Annotated in this window: 20 protein-coding genes; 12 read left to right on the forward strand and 8 right to left on the reverse strand. The window is 67.3% G+C overall.

Translation table 11 applies throughout. The features are described from left to right. Positions 1-28: 28 nt before the first annotated feature. From WS78_RS22590 to WS78_RS22610, 5 genes are all read right to left on the reverse strand, one after another. Positions 29-1,351 carry an MFS transporter gene (locus WS78_RS22590; protein ID WP_059575900.1) on the reverse strand — a complete coding sequence of 441 codons (1,323 nt, stop codon included), beginning with the start codon at positions 1,349-1,351 and terminating at the stop codon, positions 29-31. A gap of 102 nt (positions 1,352-1,453) precedes the next feature. Continuing rightward, complete coding sequence (gene otnC, locus WS78_RS22595) at positions 1,454-2,095, reverse strand: 3-oxo-tetronate 4-phosphate decarboxylase (protein WP_059575898.1); 642 nt, start codon at positions 2,093-2,095, stop codon at positions 1,454-1,456. Then, the gene (gene otnK, locus WS78_RS22600; RefSeq protein ID WP_059575897.1) at positions 2,092-3,435 is read right to left on the reverse strand and encodes a 3-oxo-tetronate kinase; all 1,344 of its coding nucleotides are present in this window, start codon (positions 3,433-3,435) and stop codon (positions 2,092-2,094) included. The genes otnC and otnK overlap by 4 nt, the downstream gene beginning before the upstream one ends. A gap of 22 nt (positions 3,436-3,457) precedes the next feature. Next, positions 3,458-4,348: an L-threonate dehydrogenase gene (ltnD, locus tag WS78_RS22605; protein ID WP_059575894.1), complete on the reverse strand. Its 891-nt coding sequence runs from the start codon at positions 4,346-4,348 to the stop codon at positions 3,458-3,460. A 79-nt stretch (positions 4,349-4,427) separates the two neighbouring features. Continuing rightward, positions 4,428-5,132 (reverse strand): FadR/GntR family transcriptional regulator, encoded by a 705-nt coding sequence (locus tag WS78_RS22610; RefSeq protein ID WP_059576449.1) that lies wholly within the window; start codon positions 5,130-5,132, stop codon positions 4,428-4,430. A gap of 190 nt (positions 5,133-5,322) precedes the next feature. On the opposite strand from WS78_RS22610, the gene WS78_RS22615 reads away from it, so the two are divergent. Both WS78_RS22615 and WS78_RS22620 read left to right on the forward strand, forming a co-directional pair. Beyond that, positions 5,323-5,937 (forward strand): HAD family hydrolase, encoded by a 615-nt coding sequence (locus WS78_RS22615; protein ID WP_038753251.1) that lies wholly within the window; start codon positions 5,323-5,325, stop codon positions 5,935-5,937. A gap of 190 nt (positions 5,938-6,127) precedes the next feature. Next, positions 6,128-6,598: a cupin domain-containing protein gene (locus tag WS78_RS22620; protein WP_038753253.1), complete on the forward strand. Its 471-nt coding sequence runs from the start codon at positions 6,128-6,130 to the stop codon at positions 6,596-6,598. Between the two features lie 139 nt (positions 6,599-6,737). Here WS78_RS22620 and WS78_RS22625 read toward each other — a convergent pair whose 3' ends face one another. Beyond that, positions 6,738-7,943 (reverse strand): IS110 family RNA-guided transposase, encoded by a 1,206-nt coding sequence (locus WS78_RS22625; protein ID WP_059581319.1) that lies wholly within the window; start codon positions 7,941-7,943, stop codon positions 6,738-6,740. A 444-nt stretch (positions 7,944-8,387) separates the two neighbouring features. Between WS78_RS22625 and WS78_RS22630 the strand changes: the two genes are divergently transcribed. The 6 genes from WS78_RS22630 to WS78_RS22655 all read left to right on the forward strand — a co-directional run bounded on the left by WS78_RS22630 (position 8,388) and on the right by WS78_RS22655 (position 12,765). Then, complete coding sequence (locus WS78_RS22630; protein WP_038753255.1) at positions 8,388-8,957, forward strand: TetR/AcrR family transcriptional regulator; 570 nt, start codon at positions 8,388-8,390, stop codon at positions 8,955-8,957. A 56-nt stretch (positions 8,958-9,013) separates the two neighbouring features. Next, the gene (locus WS78_RS22635; RefSeq protein WP_038753257.1) at positions 9,014-9,859 is read left to right on the forward strand and encodes an SDR family NAD(P)-dependent oxidoreductase; all 846 of its coding nucleotides are present in this window, start codon (positions 9,014-9,016) and stop codon (positions 9,857-9,859) included. Positions 9,860-10,032: 173 nt separating this feature from the next. Further along, positions 10,033-10,890 (forward strand): SDR family NAD(P)-dependent oxidoreductase, encoded by an 858-nt coding sequence (locus WS78_RS22640; protein WP_052145176.1) that lies wholly within the window; start codon positions 10,033-10,035, stop codon positions 10,888-10,890. Positions 10,891-10,894: 4 nt separating this feature from the next. Further along, entirely contained in the window at positions 10,895-11,572 is a 678-nt protein-coding gene (locus WS78_RS22645; protein WP_059583894.1) for an NAD-dependent epimerase/dehydratase family protein, read from the forward strand. Between the two features lie 63 nt (positions 11,573-11,635). Further along, positions 11,636-11,935, forward strand: a complete 300-nt coding sequence (locus WS78_RS38380) for a hypothetical protein (RefSeq protein WP_059583892.1) — start codon at positions 11,636-11,638, stop codon at positions 11,933-11,935. A 101-nt stretch (positions 11,936-12,036) separates the two neighbouring features. Then, positions 12,037-12,765, forward strand: a complete 729-nt coding sequence (locus WS78_RS22655) for a glutathione S-transferase (protein ID WP_059583891.1) — start codon at positions 12,037-12,039, stop codon at positions 12,763-12,765. 233 nt (positions 12,766-12,998) lie between these two features. Here the strand turns inward: WS78_RS22655 and WS78_RS22660 are convergent, their stop codons facing one another. Next, positions 12,999-13,979: an NHL repeat-containing protein gene (locus WS78_RS22660; protein WP_059583896.1), complete on the reverse strand. Its 981-nt coding sequence runs from the start codon at positions 13,977-13,979 to the stop codon at positions 12,999-13,001. A gap of 620 nt (positions 13,980-14,599) precedes the next feature. Between WS78_RS22660 and WS78_RS22665 the strand changes: the two genes are divergently transcribed. Next, the gene (locus tag WS78_RS22665; RefSeq protein WP_038752892.1) at positions 14,600-15,304 is read left to right on the forward strand and encodes a YceH family protein; all 705 of its coding nucleotides are present in this window, start codon (positions 14,600-14,602) and stop codon (positions 15,302-15,304) included. A 251-nt stretch (positions 15,305-15,555) separates the two neighbouring features. Further along, positions 15,556-15,819 (forward strand): hypothetical protein, encoded by a 264-nt coding sequence (locus WS78_RS22670; RefSeq protein WP_059583889.1) that lies wholly within the window; start codon positions 15,556-15,558, stop codon positions 15,817-15,819. Between the two features lie 49 nt (positions 15,820-15,868). On the opposite strand, the gene WS78_RS22675 is transcribed toward WS78_RS22670, so the two are convergent. After that, entirely contained in the window at positions 15,869-16,978 is a 1,110-nt protein-coding gene (locus tag WS78_RS22675) for a GlxA family transcriptional regulator (RefSeq protein ID WP_059583887.1), read from the reverse strand. 289 nt (positions 16,979-17,267) lie between these two features. Here WS78_RS22675 and WS78_RS22680 point away from each other — a divergent pair, with 289 nt between their 5' ends. Together WS78_RS22680 and WS78_RS22685 are read left to right on the forward strand one after the other, a co-directional pair. After that, on the forward strand, positions 17,268-18,653 hold the full coding sequence (locus WS78_RS22680; RefSeq protein WP_059583885.1) for an L-serine ammonia-lyase: 1,386 nt from the start codon (positions 17,268-17,270) through the stop codon (positions 18,651-18,653). Positions 18,654-18,669: 16 nt separating this feature from the next. Beyond that, positions 18,670-19,914 carry a sarcosine oxidase subunit beta family protein gene (locus WS78_RS22685; protein WP_038752886.1) on the forward strand — a complete coding sequence of 415 codons (1,245 nt, stop codon included), beginning with the start codon at positions 18,670-18,672 and terminating at the stop codon, positions 19,912-19,914. The last annotated feature ends 168 nt before the right edge of the window (positions 19,915-20,082 follow it).

Genomic DNA, 20,082 nt, shown 5'->3' on the forward strand with positions numbered 1-20,082 from the left:
CGGCGTGCGCCGCGCCGCCGACGATCGATTATCGGTTGACGAGCTTCGCCGGCGTGAGCCACACGGCGATCGCGCCGATCACGAGCATCGCGGCGAGCACGTACATGCCGGCGGACGTGCTGCTCGTCGCGTCCTTCAGATAGCCGATCAGATAGGGGCTCGCGAAGCCGGCGAGGTTGCCGATCGAGTTGATGATCGCGATGCCGGCCGCGGCGCCCGTGCCCGCGAGGAACGCGGTCGGCAGCGACCAGAAGAGCGGCGCGCAGGTGAGCACGCCGCCCGCGGCGATCGACAGGAACAGGATCGACACGGTGGTGTTGTGCGAGTACGCGGCGGCCACCGAGAAGCCGGCGGTGCCCATCAGCGCGGGCACGATCAGGTGCCAGCGGCGCTCGCGGCGCTTGTCCGCGCTGTGGCCGAAGAGATTCATCGCGACGATCGCGAACGCGAACGGAATCGCGCTCAGCAGGCCGATCTGCAGCGTATCGGTGATGCCCGTCGATTTGACGAGCGTCGGCATCCAGAACGTGAGCCCGTACTGGCCGGTGACGAACGTGAAATAGATCAGCGACATCCACCACATGCGCGGATCGCGCAGCACGCTCGCGAGCGAGTGCGCGTGCTTGTCGCGCTCGTGCGGCTGCGCGTCGATCGCGTCGGTCAGCAGCTTTTTCTCGCGCTCGGTGAGCCACTTCGCGCTGCGGATGCTGTTGTCGAGATAGAGGATCGTCGCGATGCCGATCGCGATCGCGGGCACCGCCTCGATCACGAACATCCATTGCCAGCCCTGAAAGCCCGAGCCGCCGTGGAAGCGCTCCATGATCCAGCCGGACAGCGGATTGCCGAAGATGCCCGACACCGGAATCGCCGACATGAACACCGCGATGATCTTCGCGCGGCGGTGCGTCGGGAACCAGTACGTGAGGTACAGGATCACGCCCGGATAGAAGCCCGCTTCCGCGAGGCCGAGCAGGAAGCGCAGCACGTAGAACTGCGTCGGCGTCTTCACGAACGCGAAGAGCGCGGACAGCAGGCCCCAGGTGATCATGATCCGCGCGATCCAGATGCGCGCGCCGATCCGGTGCATCAGCATGTTGCTCGGCAGCTCGAACAGGAAATAGCCGAGAAAGAAGATGCCCGCGCCGAGGCCGAACACGGTCTCGCTGAACGCGAGATCCTGCGACATCTGCAGCTTCGCGAAGCCGACGTTCACGCGGTCCAGGTACGCGACCACGTAGCAGAGCATCAGGAACGGCACGATGCGCCAGAACACTTTCTTGTAGGTCAGATCGAGCTCGGCCTGTCCGGCCGCCTCGAGCGGCCGGGCCGCGGCTGCTTGGCTGGGAATCATTTCCGCTGTCTCCATGAGTTGTCGACGCCGGCCGCGTGCGCGGCCGGTGCGTTTTGTCGTGTGCTGGTGGATGGGCCCGCGCACACGGCGGGCTGAACTGCGTTACCAGCGCGCGCCGAACGCATCGCGCAGTTCGGCGAGCGCGGCGTCGTCGAGCGGCTCGGGTTTCGGATGCGTCATCAGCCACAGGCGCGCGGTTTCCTCGAGCTCCTCGAGCGCGTACGACGCGTGCGCGACCGACGGCCCCCAGACGACCGGGCCGAGCCGCTCGAGCAGCACGCCGCGCACGCGATCGGCGAGCGCCGCGACTTCGGCGGCCACCGCGGGGTCGCCCGGCCGGCGATAACGAATGAGCGGAACGTGGCCGACCTTCATCACGTAGTACGGCGTGATCGGCGGCAGCACGTCGGCCTCGCTCCAGACGCCCGCGAGCGTGAGCGCGACGAGGTGCGTCGAATGCGTGTGGACGATGCCGCGCGCTTGCGCGTTGCGCGCGTAGATGCCGCGATGCAGCGCGAGCGTCTTCGACGGCTTGCCGCCCGACACCGCGTGGCCCGCGAGATCGACCTTCGCGATGCCGGCGGGGTCGAGCCGGCCGAGGCACGCGTCGGTCGGCGTGATCAGCCAGCCGTCGTCGAGCTTCGCGCTGATGTTGCCCGCGCTGCCGACCGCATGGCCGCGCGCGTAGAGGCTCGCGCCGATCTCGCAGATCTCGTCGCGCAGCTTCGCTTCGGCGGTGCTCATGCCGCGCCCTCCAGCGCGCGCAGCGCCTTGTCGAAGAAATCGGTCGCGCCGAAGTTGCCGGATTTGAGCGCGAGGCCGAGCGGCTCGGCGTCGAGCGTCGCGCGGGGGCCTGCTCCGGTCGTCCCGCGGGGGCCTGCTCCGGTCGTCGCGGTGGCGGGCACGCCGGGATCGATCTGCGCGCCGATCTGCAGCGCCTTCACGTCGAGCGCCTGCACGACCGCGCCGGACGTTTCGCCGCCCGCGACGACGAACTTGCGCACGCCCATCTCGCGCAGCCCGCGCGCGATCGCGGCGAGCGTCGCCTCGACGAGATGGCCGGCCGCCTCGACGCCGAGCGCCTGTTGCACCCGTTTCACTTCGTCGGGCGAGGCGCTCGCGTAGATCAGCACGGGCTGCGGCAGATGCGCGCGCGCGAACGCGAGCGCCTGCTCGACGACGGGCTCGCCGCGCGCGGCCGCGAGCGGATCGATCCGGAATGCCGGACGCTCGGCGCGCCACGCGGCGACTTGCGCGTTGGTCGCCTTCGACGCGCTGCCGGCGAGCACCGCCGATGCGCCGTCGATCCTCGGCAGCGCGGCCGCGTCGCGGCGCTCGGGCAAGAGCCCGCCGAGCCGGAAGTTCGCGGGCAGGCCGAGCGCGACGCCCGAGCCGCCCGTGACGAGGGGCAGGTCCGCGCACGCTTCGCCGAGCACGTGCAGATCGCGGTCGGTCAGCGCGTCTGCGATCGCAATCCGCACGCCGTCGCGGCGCAGCGCGTCGATCGTCTCGCGCACGGCGCACGCGCCGAGCGCGATCGCGTCACGGCGGATCAGGCCGACCTTCGATGCCGTCTGCCGCTGCAGCACGCGCACGAGGTTCGCGTCCGTCATCGGCGTGAGCGGATGGTTTTCCATCCCGGATTCATTGAGCAGCGCATCGCCGACGAACAGATGGCCGCGATAGACCGTGCGGCCGTTCTCCGGAAACGCGGGGCACGCGATCGTGAACGCGCGCTCGCCGCCGAGCGCGTCGAGCAGCGCATCGGCGACGGGGCCGATGTTGCCCGCGTCGGTCGAATCGAACGTCGAGCAGTATTTGAAGAAGAACTGGCGGCAGCCCTGCGCGCGCAGCCAGTCGAGCGCGGCGAGCGATTGCGCGACCGCGTCGGCGGCGCAGAGCGTGCGCGATTTCAGCGCGACGACGATCGCATCGGCTTGCACGGGCGCGCCGTCGGCCGGCACGCCGATCGTCTGCACGGTGCGCATGCCGCTCTTGACGAGCATGTTCGCGAGATCGGTCGCGCCGGTGAAATCGTCGGCGATGCAGCCGAGCGGGGGGCGAGAGGCGTGATCGGTGTTCATGGCGACGGGAGGCTCCGGAGAATCAGCCGCGCGCCGGCAGCGTGATGCCGGGGAACGTCTTGATGACGGCCGAGTCGTCCTCGCCGCCGTGGCCCGCGCTCGACGCGCTCAGGAACATCTGGTGCGCGGCGGCCGACAGCGGCAGCGGGAATTTGGCGCGGCGCGCGGTGTCGAGCACGAGGCCGAGATCCTTCACGAAGATGTCGACGGCCGACAGCGGCGTGAAGTCGCCGTTCAGGATGTGCGGCACGCGGTTCTCGAACATCCACGAATTGCCGGCGCTGTGCGTGATCACGTCGTAGAGCGCGTCGGGATCGACGCCTTCGCGCAGGCCGAGCGCCATCGCCTCGGCCGCCGCCGCGATGTGCACGCCCGCGAGCAGCTGATTGATGATCTTCACCTTCGAGCCCGCGCCGTGCGCGCCGCCGAGCCGGTAGACCTTGCCCGCGATCGCGGCGAGCACGTCGTCGCACGTTTCGTACGCGGCGGCGGGGCCCGACGTCATCATCGTCATTTCGCCCGCCGCCGCGCGCGCGGCGCCGCCCGATACGGGCGCATCGAGCATCAGCACGCCCGCCGCCGCGAGCCGCGCGCCGAGCTCGGCCGCGAACTCAGGCGCGACCGTCGCGCTCGAGATCACGACGCCGCCGGGCTGCATCGCGGCCGCCGCGCCGTGCTCGCCGAACAGCACGGCGTCGGTTTGCTCCGCGTTGACGACGAGCGTGATCACGACGTCGCACCGCGCGCCGAGCTCGGCGGGCGTCGCGCAGCGCAAGCCGCCTTCGGCGGCGAACGCGGCGAGCACGTTCTCGCGCACGTCGCACGCATGCACCCGAAAGCCCGCGCGCAACAGCGAGCGCGCGACACCCAGGCCCATCGCGCCCAGTCCGATGACTCCAACATTCCGTGACATGGTCAAACTTCTTCCTGATTCGATTAGATTCGTTCGTGGGCGCTCCGCGCGCGCCGTGCGGCCGCTCGCGAAGCGCGGCTCAGCAAATGCAGGCTTGCTCGAGACGGCGAGCCGCGTTGTACATGTGCGCGCGGGCCGCGTTGCGGGCCGCGGACGGATCGCGCGCGCGGATCGCGTCGGCGATCGCCGCGTGCTCCTCGCGCACCTGCCGTGAGAAGTCCTCGCGGGTGGCCTCGTTGCCGCGCGTGACCTTCACGCCCGCTTCGAGGTACTGATTCAGGAAGCTCAGCGTCTTCAGGAAGTACGGATTGCCGGTGACGCTCGCGATCGTCCGGTGGAACGCGACGTCCTCCGCGACGCCGTCGCGGCCTTCGGCGACCGCATCGTCGATCTTCGCGAGCGCGGCGTCGATGTCGTCCATGTCCTCGTCGGTGCGGCAGAGCGCGGCTTCGGCGGCGACCTCGGCCTCGATCGCGCGACGCACCGCGAGCAGATGCGGCAGCGAGCTCGCCTCGACCGCCTCCGCGTAATCGATCCGCAGCGGGCGGATCGCCGCGTGCTGCGCGATGTAGACGCCGCTGCCCTGACGCGGCTCGACGACGCCCTCGTTCTTCAGACGCGAGATCGCCTCGCGAATCACCGTGCGGCTCACGCCGAATTCCTGCGCGAGCACGGCTTCGGTCGGCAGCTTGCCGGTGCCGGCGAAGCTGCCGATCTCGATCTGCTTCAGAAGCTGCTGGGCGACCGTGTCGCTCATCGCCCGGGTCGGAATTTTCTCGAACATGGCGTTCATTTTGTAAGGTGATGTGGTCATCATACAACTTTGATTTGACGTGGGCATTCGGGATAACCCTTGGGAGATGGGTTTTGGCGAAACCGCGCCGGGGCGACCAGAATAGAAGTTTTCCGCTGCCCGGAACCCGCCGCCCGCCGGCGGCGCGGCGCTTCCGGGCGCTCCACGCGAGGCCGACCGCATGACGCCGCCGATCAAGCTGGTCCTGTTCGATATGGAGGGCGTATTGTCGGACTACGACCGCGCCGCACGCACCGCGCGCCTGGCCGACCTGACGGGGCGGCCGCCCGACGCGGTGCGCCATGCGATCTGGGAGTCGGGGCTCGAAGCGCGCGCCGACGCGGGGCTCATCGGCGTCGACCGATACCTGAGCGAGCTGGCCGAGCTGCTCGGCGCGCCGGTGAGCCGCGACGACTGGCTGATCGCGCGCAAGGCGTCGATCACGCCGAACCTGGACGTCGTCGCGCTCGCCGAGCGCGTCGCGCAGCGCAGCCGGATCGCGGTGCTGACGAACAACTGCCGGCTCGTGACCGATTACATCGATTATCTGAATCCGCCCGTTGCGCGCGTGTTCGGCGCGGACGTCTATCCGTCGGCGACGTTCGGCGCGGCGAAGCCGGATGCGCAGGCTTATCTGGGATGCGTCGGATGGCTCGGCGCGACGGCGCAAGAGACGCTGTTCATCGACGATGCGGATTCGAACGTCGAGGGCGCGGTGAAGGCGGGGTTGCTGGGATGCAAGTTCGTGAGCGCCCAGGCGCTGGCGGACGAACTGGAGCGGCGGCGGTTGATCTAGGTGCGGCGCGGCCGGCGGGCGCGGTTTGGGCGAGTCGAATCGAATCGTGCTTTCGCTTGCGTTCGAGATCGCGCCCGTGCTTGGCTTGGCTTGGCTTGGCGCTCGCGCTTCATTGCGTTGCGTCGCGCGGTGCCCTGGTTGCGATTGTTTTACTCACATCAAACTTGTCCCCATTGGAGCGAGCTCAATCATGCCGAACACCCCTCCGGAATTGCTGAAAGCCGCCGATATCGAAGCGATGGACGTAGTGCGTTCGGTCCATACGCTGAACGAGAACGCGGTGCGCTTGAAGAAGCCGCTGAGCGACAAGACCGGGATCACGCAGTTCGGGTTTCTGATCATCACGATCATGCCGGGGCACGAATCGTCCGAGTACCACCGGCATCTTTACGAAGAGGAGTGCGTGTACATCCTGTCCGGGTACGGCGAGGCGACGATCGGCGAACGGACGTTTCCGGTCGGGCCGGGCGATTTTCTGGGGTTCGCGCAGCGCGGGCCGGCGCATGTGCTGAAGAACTCGGGGGATGTGCCCCTCGTATTCATCGCGGCGGGGCAGCGGTTGGAGCAGGATGTCTGTGATTATCCGCGGTTGGGGAAGCGGTTGTTTGTGGCGGGGGAGGTGGAGGGGTATGTGGAGTTGGAGGGCGACGGTGCGGTGTGAATTCGACGGAGGCTACGTACGGCAACGGCGGATTTTGGGCGCTTTGGGAATTGGCATGCCGTTGTCGCGTCGATTGATTGGCGGTTGCGATTGATTCCTTGGCATCTGGCTGTCATGGGGGGTGCCCCTATGTCTTTCGTCAAGCGTTAGGGGCTGACTTGGGTTGGTAAATGGTGCCATCACGCAGCATGGCGAACAGGACGTCGCAGCGTCGTCGTGCCAGTGCGATGAGGGCCTGGTTGTGGCGCTTGCCTTGCTGGATCTTGCGCGAGTAATAGGCCCGCGAGACTGGGTCTCGTAAGGCCGCGAAGGCAGAGAGGAACAAGGCTCGCTTGAGCACCTTGTTGCCCCGTCTGGATGGATGCTCGCCACGGATCGACGAGCCTGAGCGCCGGGTGACCGGCGCGAGGCCAGCGTAGGCCGCCAGATGCGCGGCGGAGGCGAAGGCTTTATGGGCGACTTCGGTCAGGAGTCTGGCGGCGGTCCTGACGCCGACTCCCGGCATGCTGGTCAGGACCGGCCAAAGAGGGTGAGCAAGCACCAGCCGCTCAACTTCGGCGGCGATTTCGTCACGCTGCTTGCGCAAGGCGGCGAGTTGCTGGGCCAAACGAGGCATGACGATGGTGGCAGCCTGCGTGCCGGGCACGATCACGGCTTGCTCGTTCAGCGCGTGAACGATTTCGGCCGCCAAGTTCTTGCCCATGCGCGGTGCGAGCTTGATGAGGCGGTTGGCGAGGGTCTTCTCGCTGGCAGCGGCAAGTGCGCTTGGGGACGGGTAGCGCTCAAGCAGATCGAGCACCGCCGGATGGTCGAGGCGCGGTCCGAGAACGCGCTCGAGCGCCGGATGGATTTGAGTAAGCAAGCCGCGAATGCGGTTGCTGGTCTGCGTGACCTGAGCGGCGAGGTCGTCATCGAAGCCGCACAGCATGGTGAGCTCGGCGAGCTGCTCGTCGGCGAGTCGAAGCGAGCGCAGCGTATGCGGCATCGAGCGAGCGGCTTCGGCGATGATCGCGGCATCGCGGGCATCGGTCTTGGCTTCGCCGGCGTGCAGATCGGCAATACGGCGCATGGCCAGTCCGGGAAGATAGGCGACGAGTATGCCTTCAGCACGGGCGACGGCTACAGGAAGCGCACCTATGGTGGAAGGCTGGTCGACGACGAACAGAAGTCGGCCGTGAGTCTTGAGCTCGGCGATGAGGGCTCGCAGCTTGACCTCGTCGTTGGGTAGCGCCTGGTTGTACAGACGCTTGCCATTTCGATCGAGTGCAACGGCGTGATGCTGGCCTTTACCGACGTCGACGCCGATGAAGATATCGATGGCGTCATGTTGTTGGGTTTCTTGCATCGCAGTTTATGCAGAGTGAACGGATTGGCCTGCAACAACGGTGGCAAGTCTCGGCATCCACGTTACGGACGGCGTCGGGATATCCCGGCCAAACCCCTATCAGCGATCACCAGCCACCCACCAGGCCCGGTGACAACACCCCCCGGATCATGACTGCGACTGGGGGCGGGAATCATACCGGGCCTGGCTGGCCAAAACCCCGATTATCGGGGCGTGAAGATAGTAACGGGGCTATCCGCCATTTTCCGGCTCCGGCGGCATTCGGCCGGCAGCGGAGGTAGTGTCCCCAGTTCCCAGTTCCCAGTCCCCAGTCCCCAGTCCCCAGTCCCCGGTGCGCGGCGCGGGCGTCTAAAGCCTTCGCCACGGCAATCTGGGCAGTTTGCCTCGATCTCGAATGTCGTCTATAATTGAGCGCGTACTCACTCTTTTTCGATTCGAACCACGATGGCGCGCCCTCTGAGCCCGGAAAAACGCAATGCCCTTTTGTTGTCGGCGACGCAGGCCGTTGCCGACCAAGGCGTGCTGGCGAGCACGGCGAGCATCGCCCGCGGCGCGGGAGTCGCGGAAGGAACGCTGTTCACCTACTTCGAGAACAAGGAAGTCCTGTTCCAGGAACTGTACCTGCACCTCAAAAACGAGCTGGCCGATTATGTCATGCCAGACTATCCGGATAACGCGAGCTACCGGCTTCGCATGGAACACATCTTCCAGCGTTACGTGGGCTGGGGGCTGGCCAATGCGGCCGGGCGCCTTGCGCTTTCGAAGCTGTCGGCTTCGGGAGTGCTGCAGGAAGGAACGCGGGCACGAGGCATGGAGCCGTTCCTGGCCGTGTCCCGGATGATGGAGGATGCGGTGCAGAACGGCGTGCTTGCCGATGCGCCGATTGCGTTTCTTTACGCCGTGATCGAGCGCATTGCCGACATCACGATCGAGTACGTCGACAGGGAACCCGAGGGTGCCGAACGTCATCGGCAACTGGGGTTTCGTGCCGCGTGGAGAGCTGTCACGGAGTAATTTTTTTGCATTTTAAGTGAGCGCGTACGCGCTCAATATTGGAGGGAGCAATCATCATGCGCAGTCAGAAGTGGTTCATTACCGGAGCATCCGGCGGGCTCGGTTTGGCCCTCACCGAAAAAGTGCTCGCCGACGGGCATCGTGTGGTTGCCGCGGTGCGACGAGTCGCAGCGCTGCAGGCGCTGAAGGAAGCCTGGCCCGATGCGCTCGAAGTGGAGTCGGTCGACGTGACCCGTCCTGAGCAGGTGCAGGCCGTCGCGGCGCGCCATCCCGATGTCGATGTGGTCGTCAACAACGCGGGTGGCGCCGTCATCGGCGCAATGGAGGAAATGACCGAAGCCGACATCGAGCAGCAGATCGCGCTCAATCTGCTCGCGCCCATCCACATCACGCGCGCCTTCCTCGGCGCGATGCGCGCGCGAAAGCACGGCACGTTCGTCCATGTCACCAGTGTCGGAGGACGCGCCGCCTTCCCGAGCGGCTCGCTCTATCACGCTGCGAAATACGGCCTCGAGGGTTTTGCGGAAGCGGTGAGCCAGGAAGTGGCCGAATTCGGCATCAAGACCCTCATCGTCGAACCGGGCTCCATCAAGACGGGCTTCGTGGCCAACATTCGCTGGACCGACGAACTCGCCTGCTACAAGGACGGCGTGGTCGGCAAGCTGCGCCAGCAGATCAAGGCGGTCGGCGATGAATACGCATCGGGCGATCCCGTGAAAATGGCCGGCGCCATCTATGCGATCAGCCAGTTGCCGGAGCCGCCGCTGCGCACCGTCCTCGGCGGGGACGCCTACGCGGTGCTCGAAGCCGCTTATAGCCGGAGCCTCGCCGCGCTGCAGGCCCAAAAGGACCTCGCCGGTTCGGTGATGTTCGAAGGCAAGGCGGGATTCAATCCCCAGTAACCATTGCCGCGGCGCCGGCCGCGGCCCGCCCGAAAGATCGCCGCACGCCACGAGCGCGGCAGCGGTCGGGCCCGGCAGACGCCTGATTGCATGGGCGAGGCACGGCGCTTCTCCATTCATGGCATTTCATTTTCATCGCGCGGATGTCGGCGCATAACGGAGGTTCTACGATCATGTCAAAAGTCTGGTTGATTACCGGCGCGTCCCGAGGGCTCGGCCGCGCCATTCTCGAGGCCGCCTTGCAGGACGACGGCATGGTTCTGGCCACCGCGCGCGACACTTCGCGGTTCGCCGATTTGCAGGCGCGTCACGGCGAGCGTCTGGCGACGTTCGAGCTGGACGTGACCAACGAGGAGCGGGCAAAGCGCGCCGTAGCCGAAGCGGTGCGCCGGTTCGGGCGTCTGGACGCACTCGTCAACAACGCCGGTTACGGCCATGTCCAGCCGTTCGAGTACACGTCTTCGGACGATTTCCGCGCACAGTTCGAAACCAATCTTTTTGGAGTGGTCAACCTCACGCGCGCAGTCATTCCGGTGATGCGCTCGCAGGGCAGCGGCCACATCTTTCAGATTTCATCGGCGGGCGGCCGCATCAGCAGCCCGGGACTCTCCGCTTACCAGTCGGCGAAATGGGCCGTCGGCGGATTCAGCGATGTCGTCGGCAAGGAACTCGCACCGTTCGGCATCCGCGTCTGCACGCTGGAACCAGGCGGCATGCGCACCGAATGGGGATACGAGGCGCGTTCGACACTGCAAGACCTTCCCCGGGACTATCAGCAATCGATGGCCGGGTTCAAGGCGCTGATCGACGCGTACGTGGGCCATGAAGTGGGAGATCCCGAGCGCGTCGCTAAACTGATCGTCATGCTGGCTTCGCGTGAATTCGTGCCGGCGCGGCTGGTGCTTGGCTCGGATGCCTGGCAGGTCGTCGAAGCCGAGGAGGACGTCCGCCGCGAGACCGGGCAAAACTGGAAGGCCGTGACGCTTGCAGCCGATTTCGGCGCGGCACCGCTCGAATGGCCCGCGGAGTGAACGCATGCGCGTCGTACTGATCGGCGCGACCGGCATGGTCGGCCAGGGTGTATTGCGTGCCTGCCTCGCAGCGGAGGACGTCGCCGAAATCATCGTCATCGGCCGGCGCGCGCTGGAGGGGGGCGTGGACCCGCGGGTCAAGGTATTCACCTTGCCCGACCTCGCAAGTTTTCGGGCCATGGACGACACGTTCGCCGGTGTCGACGCCTGCTTTTTCTGCGCAGGGGTGTCGTCTTTCGGCTTGTCCGAGGCCGCCTATCGCGCGGTAACCTACGACCTCACGCTCAATGTCGCCCGGGAACTGCTTCGCGTGAGCCCTGCCATGACGATGGTTTATGTATCCGGCGCCGGCGCCGACAGCAGTGAACAAGGCCGAAGCATGTGGGCTCGCGTTCGCGGCCAAATCGAGAATGCGCTGCAGCGACTGCCATTCCGGCAAGTGGTCATTTTCCGCCCATCCGCGATCCTGCCTGAGAACGGCATTCAGTCGCGCACGGCTTCGTATCGCTGGATGTACGTCGCACTCAAACCGCTGCTGCTGTTGCTTCGGCGAATTTCACCCGCCAGCGTCCTGACCACCCGGGCCGTTGGCGATGCGATGCTCAACGCGGCGCGCCACGGGGTGCCCCAGCGCGTTCTGACGCCGGCCGCGATCCATCGTCTGGCCAGCGCACGGGCGTAACGCGAACGGCCGGTGTGCTCGGGAAACCATCGTCAGGATGCCATCCCGAAGGGTCGCTCAGGGTTGAATTGGCACATCGATTTCAACGACGAGCAGTGGCGCGGCTATGTGTCCGATGGCCAATGCCGGCGCGGCTGGAGCGCCGCCGCCGCACGCAAGACCTGCCTCGTCGTCGGCATGCTGCTGTCGCCGACGATCGCGCTGCCCGCGATCGTCGAGCGCGCGCGGGCATGCTTCGCGCGCTTCGCGCTCGCGTATGCGGGCGCGGCGGCGGATCGCGGGTGCCGTTTGCCTGGGCCTTCCGAACGCCGCGGCCGGCGCGGCCGCCGCGTCATGACTACGTCGGCCGCGGTTTGCGCCTAGACTGTCGTTTTCCGTTTGCGGGGCGAGCCGCGATGCTCGGCCGCGAAACTCGAAGCCGAGTGCCGGTTCGAACGTCTTTCACGCAACGAAAGGGAGGCAGCATGCGCTACGAGCTTTACTACTGGCCGGACATCCAGGGGCGCGGCGAATTCGTGCGGCTCGCGCTCGAGGCGGCCGAAGCCGAATACGTGGACGTCGCGCGCGAATCGCCGCGCAAGGGCCTGGGCGTGTCGGCGATGATGGGGCTCCTGGAGAGCGATTCGCTGGAGTGCCTGCCGTTCGCGCCGCCGTTCCTCAAGGCGGGCGAGCAGATCATCGGGCAAACGGCCAACATCCTGCTGTTCCTCGGCGCGCGGCATCACCTCGCGCCGCGCGACGACGCAGGGCGGCTGTGGACGCATCAATTGCAGCTGACGGTGTCCGATTTCGTCGTCGAGGTTCACGACAGTCACCATCCGATCGCAAGCGGCCTGTATTACGAGGACCAGAAAGCGCAAGCCGCGATGCGGGCGGAGGATTTCATCAAGCATCGGCTGCCGAAGTTCCTCGGCTATTTCGGCAAGGTGCTCGCGCACAATCCGCACAAGAGCGGCTACATGGCGGGCGGCGGCCTGACGTATATGGATCTGTCGATGTTCCAGCTGATCGAGGGCTTGCGCTACGCGTTTCCGAAGGCGATGGCGCGTATCGAGAAGAAGCATGCCGGGCTGGTCGAGCTGCACGACAGGATCGCGCAGCATCCGCCGATCGCGCGCTATCTGGCGTCCGGTCGGCGCATTCCGTTCAACGAGCAGGGGATCTTCCGGCATTACGCCGAGCTGGATCGATGAGCGGCGGCGCGTCGATCGGCATGCCGTGCTCGCCGATCGTCGGCGCGTGTCGGGCGGGGCGGCGCGAGCCATGACGAATTCCGCATCGCCGTTCGTCGCGCATCCGGAAGGAAGCGGCCGATTCGGCCGCGATGCATCGCCCGGATTCGGCGTTCGTCGTCCGACGCCGCGAGATCCGGGCCGCCGGCGCGAATCCTTGCCGCCGGCGGCCCGCTGCGGCCGAGCCTTCGGAATCAGTTGCCTTTGTCTTGACGCAGCGTCCAGACGGTCGCCGTGTTCGTGTTGTCGTCGACGGCCGCGAATTGCGGCTGCCCGCCGCCGCTCGCCCCGAACGCGAGTCCGAACGCCGCCCCCGGCACCGAGTCGACTTGCATTTGCGCGATGAAGCGCCCCTCGGGCGTGAACTCGACGATTTCGCTCGGCTGATTCGGATCGGCATTGACGGCGTCGCCGTTCGCGGTGACGAGGTGGCCGTTCGGCGCGAGCGCCAGCGCGAGCGGCCCGTGCAGGTGCATGTTGTCGAAATAGATCATGCGCCCGACGCCGTTGTTGCGCGTCGTCGACGCGGCGCCGTGAATCGCGAACACCGCGTTGTCGCCCGTCGACGCGACGTACAGCACGTCGCGGGTCGAATCGTATGCGAGGCCCGTCGGCCCGACGACGAGCGCCGCCGGATCGCTTCGATGCAGATAGCCCGACGCGATGACGAGCGAGCTCGGCAGCACCGTGACGCCGTTCTCGCCGATCGTCATGTCGAGCCGCGCCACCGTGCCGTTCAGCACGTTCGACACGAACGCCGTGATGCGTTGCCCCCGGTCGATCACCGCGAGATCCCACGGCCCGTCGAGCAGCGCGGGGCTGGTCAGTTCCTTGACGAGCGTGCCTTGCGGATTGACGACGAGCAGCGAGCCGGACGACGCGAGCGTCGTGCCGTCCTTCGTCGGCAGGTTGCCGACGAGCACGAAGCCGCTGTGGAGCACCGCGAGCGCGGTGGTGAGGCCGACGTTGCCGCCCTGGAAGAAGACCACGGGATCGCCGTTCGGCACGAGCTTCACGATCGTCGTGCCGGTGCCCTGCAGGTTCGCTGTGTTGTTGAAGTTCGAGACGACGACGTCGCCCGGCTTCAGCGTGCTCCATGAGGGCACGCCGCTCGGCACGAATGCGATGCCGTACGGATTGAGATCGCCGTTCGCGGGGACCGTCGACCCGGTCATCGCCGATGGCGGAAGAATCGTCTCGTTGCCGCTCGCCCACGCGAAGCCGGACGATAGCGCGACGATGCCGGCGCCGCAGACGGCGTTGCGCAGGCCGCGCGCGGCGGCGCGGCACGCGCGACGGGCGCGCGCGAGCGTTCGCAAGCAGGCGGCGGGAGTGACGCGGGCGGGTCGGGGGATGAAACATGACGTAGAGCTTTCATGGCTTGACTCCATTTTCGAAACGTCGAACAGCAGCCGATTGCCGGACGGCACAAATGAGACGGGCGCGCGGCCGCCCCGCGGCCAAACGCCGCGCGCATGGCCGCTCGGCGTAAACGTGCGGCGTCGCGCCGTTATTCCATGCCGATGCGAGCGGATGCGCGCGCGTGCCGGGCGCGGCGCCGCATTGCTGTGTTGCGGCCGACGAGCCACGTATCCGCTTAACGCGTTCGCGGGCGGCTGCCGCCGCGGCGGCCATGATCGCGCCTCGTCGCGATCGCGCGGCGCGCAAGCGGGTATTACCCGAAGCGTCGAGCCCGGCTATCATTTGATTCGGTTCGCCTGCCGGGATTGTCCTGCAGCCGAAAGATCCTGTTTGATCCTGTTTCAACACCAGCACAGCCCGCAGCGACGTCACTATGAATTCCACTCCCGATGCATCCCAACGCCCCGCCATTCGCGCCCTCACGCCGCTCGAAGCGCGCGTGCTCGGCGTATTGATCGAGAAGCAGCACACGGTTCCGGATACCTATCCGCTGTCGCTCAACGCGCTGACGGCCGGCTGCAATCAGAAGACCGCCCGATCGCCGGTGATGAACGTGTCGGAGGCCGAGGTGCTCACGGCGATCGACGGCCTGAAGCGTCTGAGCCTCGCGTCGGAGGGCAGCAGCAGCCGCGTGCCGCGCTTCGAGCACAACATGAACCGCGTGCTCGGCATTCCGAGCCAGGCGGCCGCGTTGCTGACGATGCTGCTGCTGCGCGGTCCGCAGACGGGCGCGGAGCTGCGCCTGAACACCGCGCGCCTGCACGGCTTCGCCGACATCTCGTCGGTCGAGGCGTTCCTCGACGAGCTCGCCGCGCGCACGCCGCCGCTCGTCGTCAAGCTCGCGCGCGCGCCGGGCGAGCGCGAGAGCCGGTGGATGCATCTGCTGTGCGGCGACATCGCGCCGGACGAAGCGCCCGCGCGCGGCGCGCAGGACGACGCGGTGCCGCCGTCGGAGTTCGAAGCGCTGAAGGCCGAGCAGAAGGCGCTGACGGCGGAGCTCGCGCAACTGCGCGCGTTCGTCGAGCACATGGCGAACGAGCTCGGCATCGACGTCGGCAAGTTTTCGCGCGGGGGCTGATCTTCGCGCGCGAGCGGTCGTGGCTTGCGGCATGCGCGCCGGCGTCAGCCTTGTTCGACGCGTCTGAGTCCGATGCCGCGCGGCCTGCTCGCCCGACGCCGACGCCGACGCGTGCGCCGAAGCGGCATGCGCCGCGCGAATCCCGGCGCCCGCCATGGCGCAAACGGCGTATCGATTGGCTTTGATGCCGCAGTCTCGCTGCGCCGGGCCATCTACAGTGGAGCTTCGTCACCACCACACCGGAGTCCGCGATGAAAGCAGAAGGCATCCTTCCCGATCACGTCAACCGCGTCGAGATCGACGGCGTATCGATTCGCAAAGGGACGGTCGCCGCGTTTCTCGCCAACGCGCGCGTCTGGAGCGACGCGCACGCGTCGGCGCAGGCGCACGCGCAGGCCGAGCGCGACTTGCTCGACACGCTACCGTCGCTGCGCGCGCTCGGATTGTTCGACGTGCTGGAGATTCGCGACGCGCGGCTGCGGGCGTTCGTCGGCGCGCATTCCGCTGCCGGTTGAATCGGCATCGGCATCAGCATCGGCATCGGCAGCGCTAGCGACGTCGGCGTCATGCCCCCAATTCGCTGTTCCAATCCGCGTCCGGATCGGCCGGCGCATCGCCCGCCGCGCCCGCGATCGCCGCCGCCTCCCCCGCGCCGCCCGCCGCGACGCCTTTCTCGCGGTAAGCCGCGGGCGGCGCGCCGAACTGCTTGCGGAACTCGCGCCCGAGGTGCGACGCGTCCGCGAACCCGCAGCTCGATGCGATGTCGGCGACGGTGCGGTCCGAGCTCGTCAGGAGCCACGCGGCCGTGCGCAGCCGCACCTGCTTCGCGAACGCCTGCGGGCTCCTGCCGGTCTGCGCCTTGAACAGCCGCTCGAGCTGCCGCGTCGACAGATCGAGCTTGCACGCGAGCTCGTCGAGCGGCAGCGCGCGCCCGACATGCTGCTCCATCAGCAGGATCGCGCGCTTGACCTTCGGATGCGTCGCGGGCTCGAGCCCCGGCGGGTGCGGCTGCGGCGCGTTGCCCTTCTGCATCTCGCCGACGAGCAGGATTCGGAGCGCCTTCTGCACCGTTGCGTGATCGAAGTGGCGCAGCAGGATCGCCGCGGCGACGTCGATCGACGCGCGCCCGCCCGAGCACGTGATCCGCCGCCGGTCGATCACGAACAGGCGATCGGCGATCAGCAGATCCGGATCGGCGTTCGGGAAGCGCTCGACGAAATCCCAATAATGGAACCAGCTCACGCACACGCGGTGCCCGTCGAGCACGCCCGCGCGCATCAGCGCGAACGCGCCCGTGCAGATCCCGACGAGGTTCGCGCCCGCCGCCGCCGCGCGGCGGACGAACTGCAGCGTCTGCGGCCCCGCCTGCGGCCCCGAATGCAGCAGGCCGCCCACGACGACCACGTAGTCGAACGCGTCGGCGTCGTCGAACGTCTGCCACGGCGTCACCTGAATCCCGCAGCTCGCGCGCACGGGCGCGAGCGTGTCGCCGATCACGGTCCACGAGCAGCGCACGGGCTTGCTGTGGTCGCCGTCGTCGGCAGACAGCCGCAGCATGTCGACGAACCCCGAGAACGCGGTCAGCGTGAAATTCGGCAGCAGCACGATTGCGAAGCGCAGGCGCGGCTGGGCGGAATCGGCGGCAAGGGGCGAAGCGGGTACGTCGGCGGTCATGTCTGCAAAATCTTCGGTTGGCCGGGGCGCGGCCCGGCGTGTCTCCAGTCTACGGGCGCCCGACGCCCGGGCAGCCGCGCAGACCGTACTGCGAGCGTCGCCGATCGGGCCGCGCGGGACTTGTGTTTTTTCGCCGCGAACCATCGCCGAAACGCACGGAATGCCTGTCACGCGCGGCGGTTGGCGGCGGCGTCCCACGCCGATGCCGTTTTTGTTCTATCGGCGGATTTTACGCTTTGATGTACTGACGCCCAACGTCAACCAAGCATCGTTACGCAAGGGCAGCCAGATGAACGTCAGCGTTTTCGATCTGTTCAAGATCGGCATCGGTCCGTCGAGCTCGCACACCGTCGGGCCGATGATCGCCGCGTGCCGGTTCGCGTCGCACGTCGAGGATGCGAACCTGCTCGGCTTCGTGCGCCGCGTGCGGATCGGGCTGTACGGCTCGCTCGGCGCGACGGGCAAGGGCCACGGCACCGACAAGGCGGTGCTGCTCGGCCTCGAGGGCCATCTGCCGGACGCGATCGATCCCGACCTGATCGAGCCCCGCTTGAACGCGATTCGCGCGGAAAAATCGCTCGCGCTGCTCGGCAAGCGCGGCATCCGCTTCGACGAGAAGGAGGACATCGGCTTCTACCGCAAGCTGATGAGCGGCACGAGCGTCGTGCATCCGAACGGCATGCGTTTCCAGGCGTTCGACGAGCACGGCCAACTGCTCGTCGAGAAGGAATATTACTCGGTGGGCGGCGGCTTCGTCGTCAATCGCGACGGCGACCGCGTGAACGGCGTGCGCGCGGCGGCGGATGTGCCGCATCCGTTCCGCACCGGCGACGACCTGATGCGCGCGTGCCGCGCGAGCGGCCTGTCGATCGCCGAGCTCACGTTTCGCAACGAATGCGCGCTGCGCCCCGCCGACGAAGTGCGCGCGGGCCTCGTCGCGATCTGGAAGACGATGGCCGCATGCGTCGAGCGCGGCTGCAAGGTCGACGGCGAGCTGCCCGGCCCGATGCGCGTGAAGCGCCGCGCGGCCGAGCTCCACACGCGGCTGCGCGATCGATCGGAGGAATCGCTGCGCGATCCGCTGTCGATGCTCGACTGGGTGAACCTCTACGCGATGGCGGTCAACGAGGAGAACGCGGCGGGCGGGCGCGTCGTCACCGCGCCGACGAACGGCGCGGCGGGCGTGATCCCGGCCGTGCTCCATTACTACGTGAAATTCGTACCGGGCTCGAACGAGCAGGGCATCGTCGATTTTCTGCTCACCGCCGCGGCGATCGGGATCATCTACAAGGAAACCGCGTCGATCTCCGGCGCGGAGGTCGGCTGCCAGGGCGAGGTCGGCGTCGCGTGCTCGATGGCCGCCGCCGCGCTCGCGGCGGTGATGGGCGGCACGCCCGGGCAGGTCGAAAACGCGGCCGAGATCGGCATGGAGCACAACCTCGGGATGACGTGCGATCCCGTCGGCGGCCTCGTGCAGATTCCGTGCATCGAGCGCAACGCGATGGGCGCGATCAAGGCGCTCAACGCGTCGCGGATCGCGCTGAAGGGCGACGGCCAGCACTACGTGTCGCTCGATTCCGTCATCAAGACGATGCGCGAGACGGGCGCCGACATGAAGACGAAATACAAGGAAACGTCGCGCGGCGGCCTCGCCGTGAACGTCATCGAATGCTAACGAAGGGTCCATCAACATGAGCCGCTACTCGATATTCAGCCTGTTTCGCAACGGCCTGTCGTATCACGAGAACTGGGAAAAGCAGTGGAAGAGCCCGGAGCCGAAGCGCGAGTACGACGTCGTGATCGTCGGCGGCGGCGGGCACGGCCTCGCGACCGCGTACTACCTCGCGAAGGAGCACGGCGTGACCAACGTCGCGGTGCTCGAGAAGGGCTGGATCGGCGGCGGCAACACCGCGCGCAACACGACGATCGTGCGCTCGAACTACCTGTGGGACGAATCCGCCGCGCTCTACGAGAAGGCGATGAAGCTGTGGGAAGGGCTCGCGCAGGACCTGAATTACAACGTGATGTTCAGCCAGCGCGGCGTGATGAACCTCGCGCACACGCTGCAGGACGTGCGCGACACCGAGCGGCGCGTGAACGCGAACCGCCTGAACGGCGTCGATGCCGAGTTCCTGACGCCCGCGCAGATCAAGGAGATCGAGCCGACGATCAACCTGAACAGCCGCTATCCGGTGCTCGGCGCGTCGATCCAGCGGCGCGGCGGCGTCGCGCGGCACGACGCGGTGGCCTGGGGCTTCGCGCGCGGCGCGGACCGCGCGGGCGTCGACATCATCCAGAACTGCCAGGTGACGGGCATCCGCCGCGAAGGCGGCGCGGTGGTCGGCGTCGACACGGTGAAGGGCTTCATCAAGGCGAAGAAGGTCGCGGTGGTCGCGGCCGGCAACACGACGACGCTCGCCGACATGGCCGGCGTGCGGCTGCCGCTCGAAAGCCATCCGCTGCAGGCGCTCGTGTCGGAGCCGATCAAGCCCGTCGTGAACACGGTCGTGATGTCGAACGCGGTGCATGCGTACATCAGCCAGTCCGACAAGGGCGATCTCGTGATCGGCGCGGGCATCGATCAATACGCGGGCTTCGGCCAGCGCGGCAGCTTCCAGATCATCGAAGGCACGCTGCAGGCGATCGTCGAGATGTTCCCGGTGTTCTCTCGCGTGCGGATGAACCGCCAGTGGGGCGGTATCGTCGACGTGTCGCCGGACGCGTGCCCGATCATCAGCAAGACCGACGTGAAGGGCCTGTACTTCAACTGCGGCTGGGGCACGGGCGGCTTCAAGGCGACGCCGGGCTCGGGCTGGGTGTTCGCGCACACGATCGCGCGCGACGAGCCGCATCCGCTCAATGCGCCGTTCGCGCTCGAGCGCTTCTACAACGGCCACCTGATCGACGAGCACGGCGCGGCCGCCGTCGCGCACTGACCGAACCACCGCGCACTGACGTGCATGGGACCAGAGTAAAGCGCTGAAGCGCCAACGCTGGTCGACTGCGATGCATGGGATCGGGGTAAGCGCTGAAGCGCCAACGCTGGTCGACTGCGATGCATGGGATCGGGGTAAGCGCTAAAGCGCCAACTCTGGTCGACTGCG

It is taken from the genome of Burkholderia savannae, from assembly GCF_001524445.2.
Lineage (GTDB): Bacteria > Pseudomonadota > Gammaproteobacteria > Burkholderiales > Burkholderiaceae > Burkholderia > Burkholderia savannae.

What these genes read in the sequence shown, in the direction of transcription:
- WS78_RS22590 (WP_059575900.1), bottom strand. Translation starts at nt 1,351, where the DNA reads ATGATTCCCAGCCAAGCAGCCGCGGCCCGGCCGCTCGAGGCGGCCGGA.
- otnC (WP_059575898.1), bottom strand. Translation starts at nt 2,095, where the DNA reads ATGAGCACCGCCGAAGCGAAGCTGCGCGACGAGATCTGCGAGATCGGC.
- otnK (WP_059575897.1), bottom strand. Translation starts at nt 3,435, where the DNA reads ATGAACACCGATCACGCCTCTCGCCCCCCGCTCGGCTGCATCGCCGAC.
- ltnD (WP_059575894.1), bottom strand. Translation starts at nt 4,348, where the DNA reads ATGTCACGGAATGTTGGAGTCATCGGACTGGGCGCGATGGGCCTGGGT.
- WS78_RS22610 (WP_059576449.1), bottom strand. Translation starts at nt 5,132, where the DNA reads ATGTTCGAGAAAATTCCGACCCGGGCGATGAGCGACACGGTCGCCCAG.
- WS78_RS22615 (WP_038753251.1), top strand. Translation starts at nt 5,323, where the DNA reads ATGACGCCGCCGATCAAGCTGGTCCTGTTCGATATGGAGGGCGTATTG.
- WS78_RS22620 (WP_038753253.1), top strand. Translation starts at nt 6,128, where the DNA reads ATGCCGAACACCCCTCCGGAATTGCTGAAAGCCGCCGATATCGAAGCG.
- WS78_RS22625 (WP_059581319.1), bottom strand. Translation starts at nt 7,943, where the DNA reads ATGCAAGAAACCCAACAACATGACGCCATCGATATCTTCATCGGCGTC.
- WS78_RS22630 (WP_038753255.1), top strand. Translation starts at nt 8,388, where the DNA reads ATGGCGCGCCCTCTGAGCCCGGAAAAACGCAATGCCCTTTTGTTGTCG.
- WS78_RS22635 (WP_038753257.1), top strand. Translation starts at nt 9,014, where the DNA reads ATGCGCAGTCAGAAGTGGTTCATTACCGGAGCATCCGGCGGGCTCGGT.
- WS78_RS22640 (WP_052145176.1), top strand. Translation starts at nt 10,033, where the DNA reads ATGTCAAAAGTCTGGTTGATTACCGGCGCGTCCCGAGGGCTCGGCCGC.
- WS78_RS22645 (WP_059583894.1), top strand. Translation starts at nt 10,895, where the DNA reads ATGCGCGTCGTACTGATCGGCGCGACCGGCATGGTCGGCCAGGGTGTA.
- WS78_RS22655 (WP_059583891.1), top strand. Translation starts at nt 12,037, where the DNA reads ATGCGCTACGAGCTTTACTACTGGCCGGACATCCAGGGGCGCGGCGAA.
- WS78_RS22660 (WP_059583896.1), bottom strand. Translation starts at nt 13,979, where the DNA reads ATGACCGGGTCGACGGTCCCCGCGAACGGCGATCTCAATCCGTACGGC.
- WS78_RS22665 (WP_038752892.1), top strand. Translation starts at nt 14,600, where the DNA reads ATGAATTCCACTCCCGATGCATCCCAACGCCCCGCCATTCGCGCCCTC.
- WS78_RS22670 (WP_059583889.1), top strand. Translation starts at nt 15,556, where the DNA reads ATGAAAGCAGAAGGCATCCTTCCCGATCACGTCAACCGCGTCGAGATC.
- WS78_RS22675 (WP_059583887.1), bottom strand. Translation starts at nt 16,978, where the DNA reads ATGACCGCCGACGTACCCGCTTCGCCCCTTGCCGCCGATTCCGCCCAG.
- WS78_RS22680 (WP_059583885.1), top strand. Translation starts at nt 17,268, where the DNA reads ATGAACGTCAGCGTTTTCGATCTGTTCAAGATCGGCATCGGTCCGTCG.
- WS78_RS22685 (WP_038752886.1), top strand. Translation starts at nt 18,670, where the DNA reads ATGAGCCGCTACTCGATATTCAGCCTGTTTCGCAACGGCCTGTCGTAT.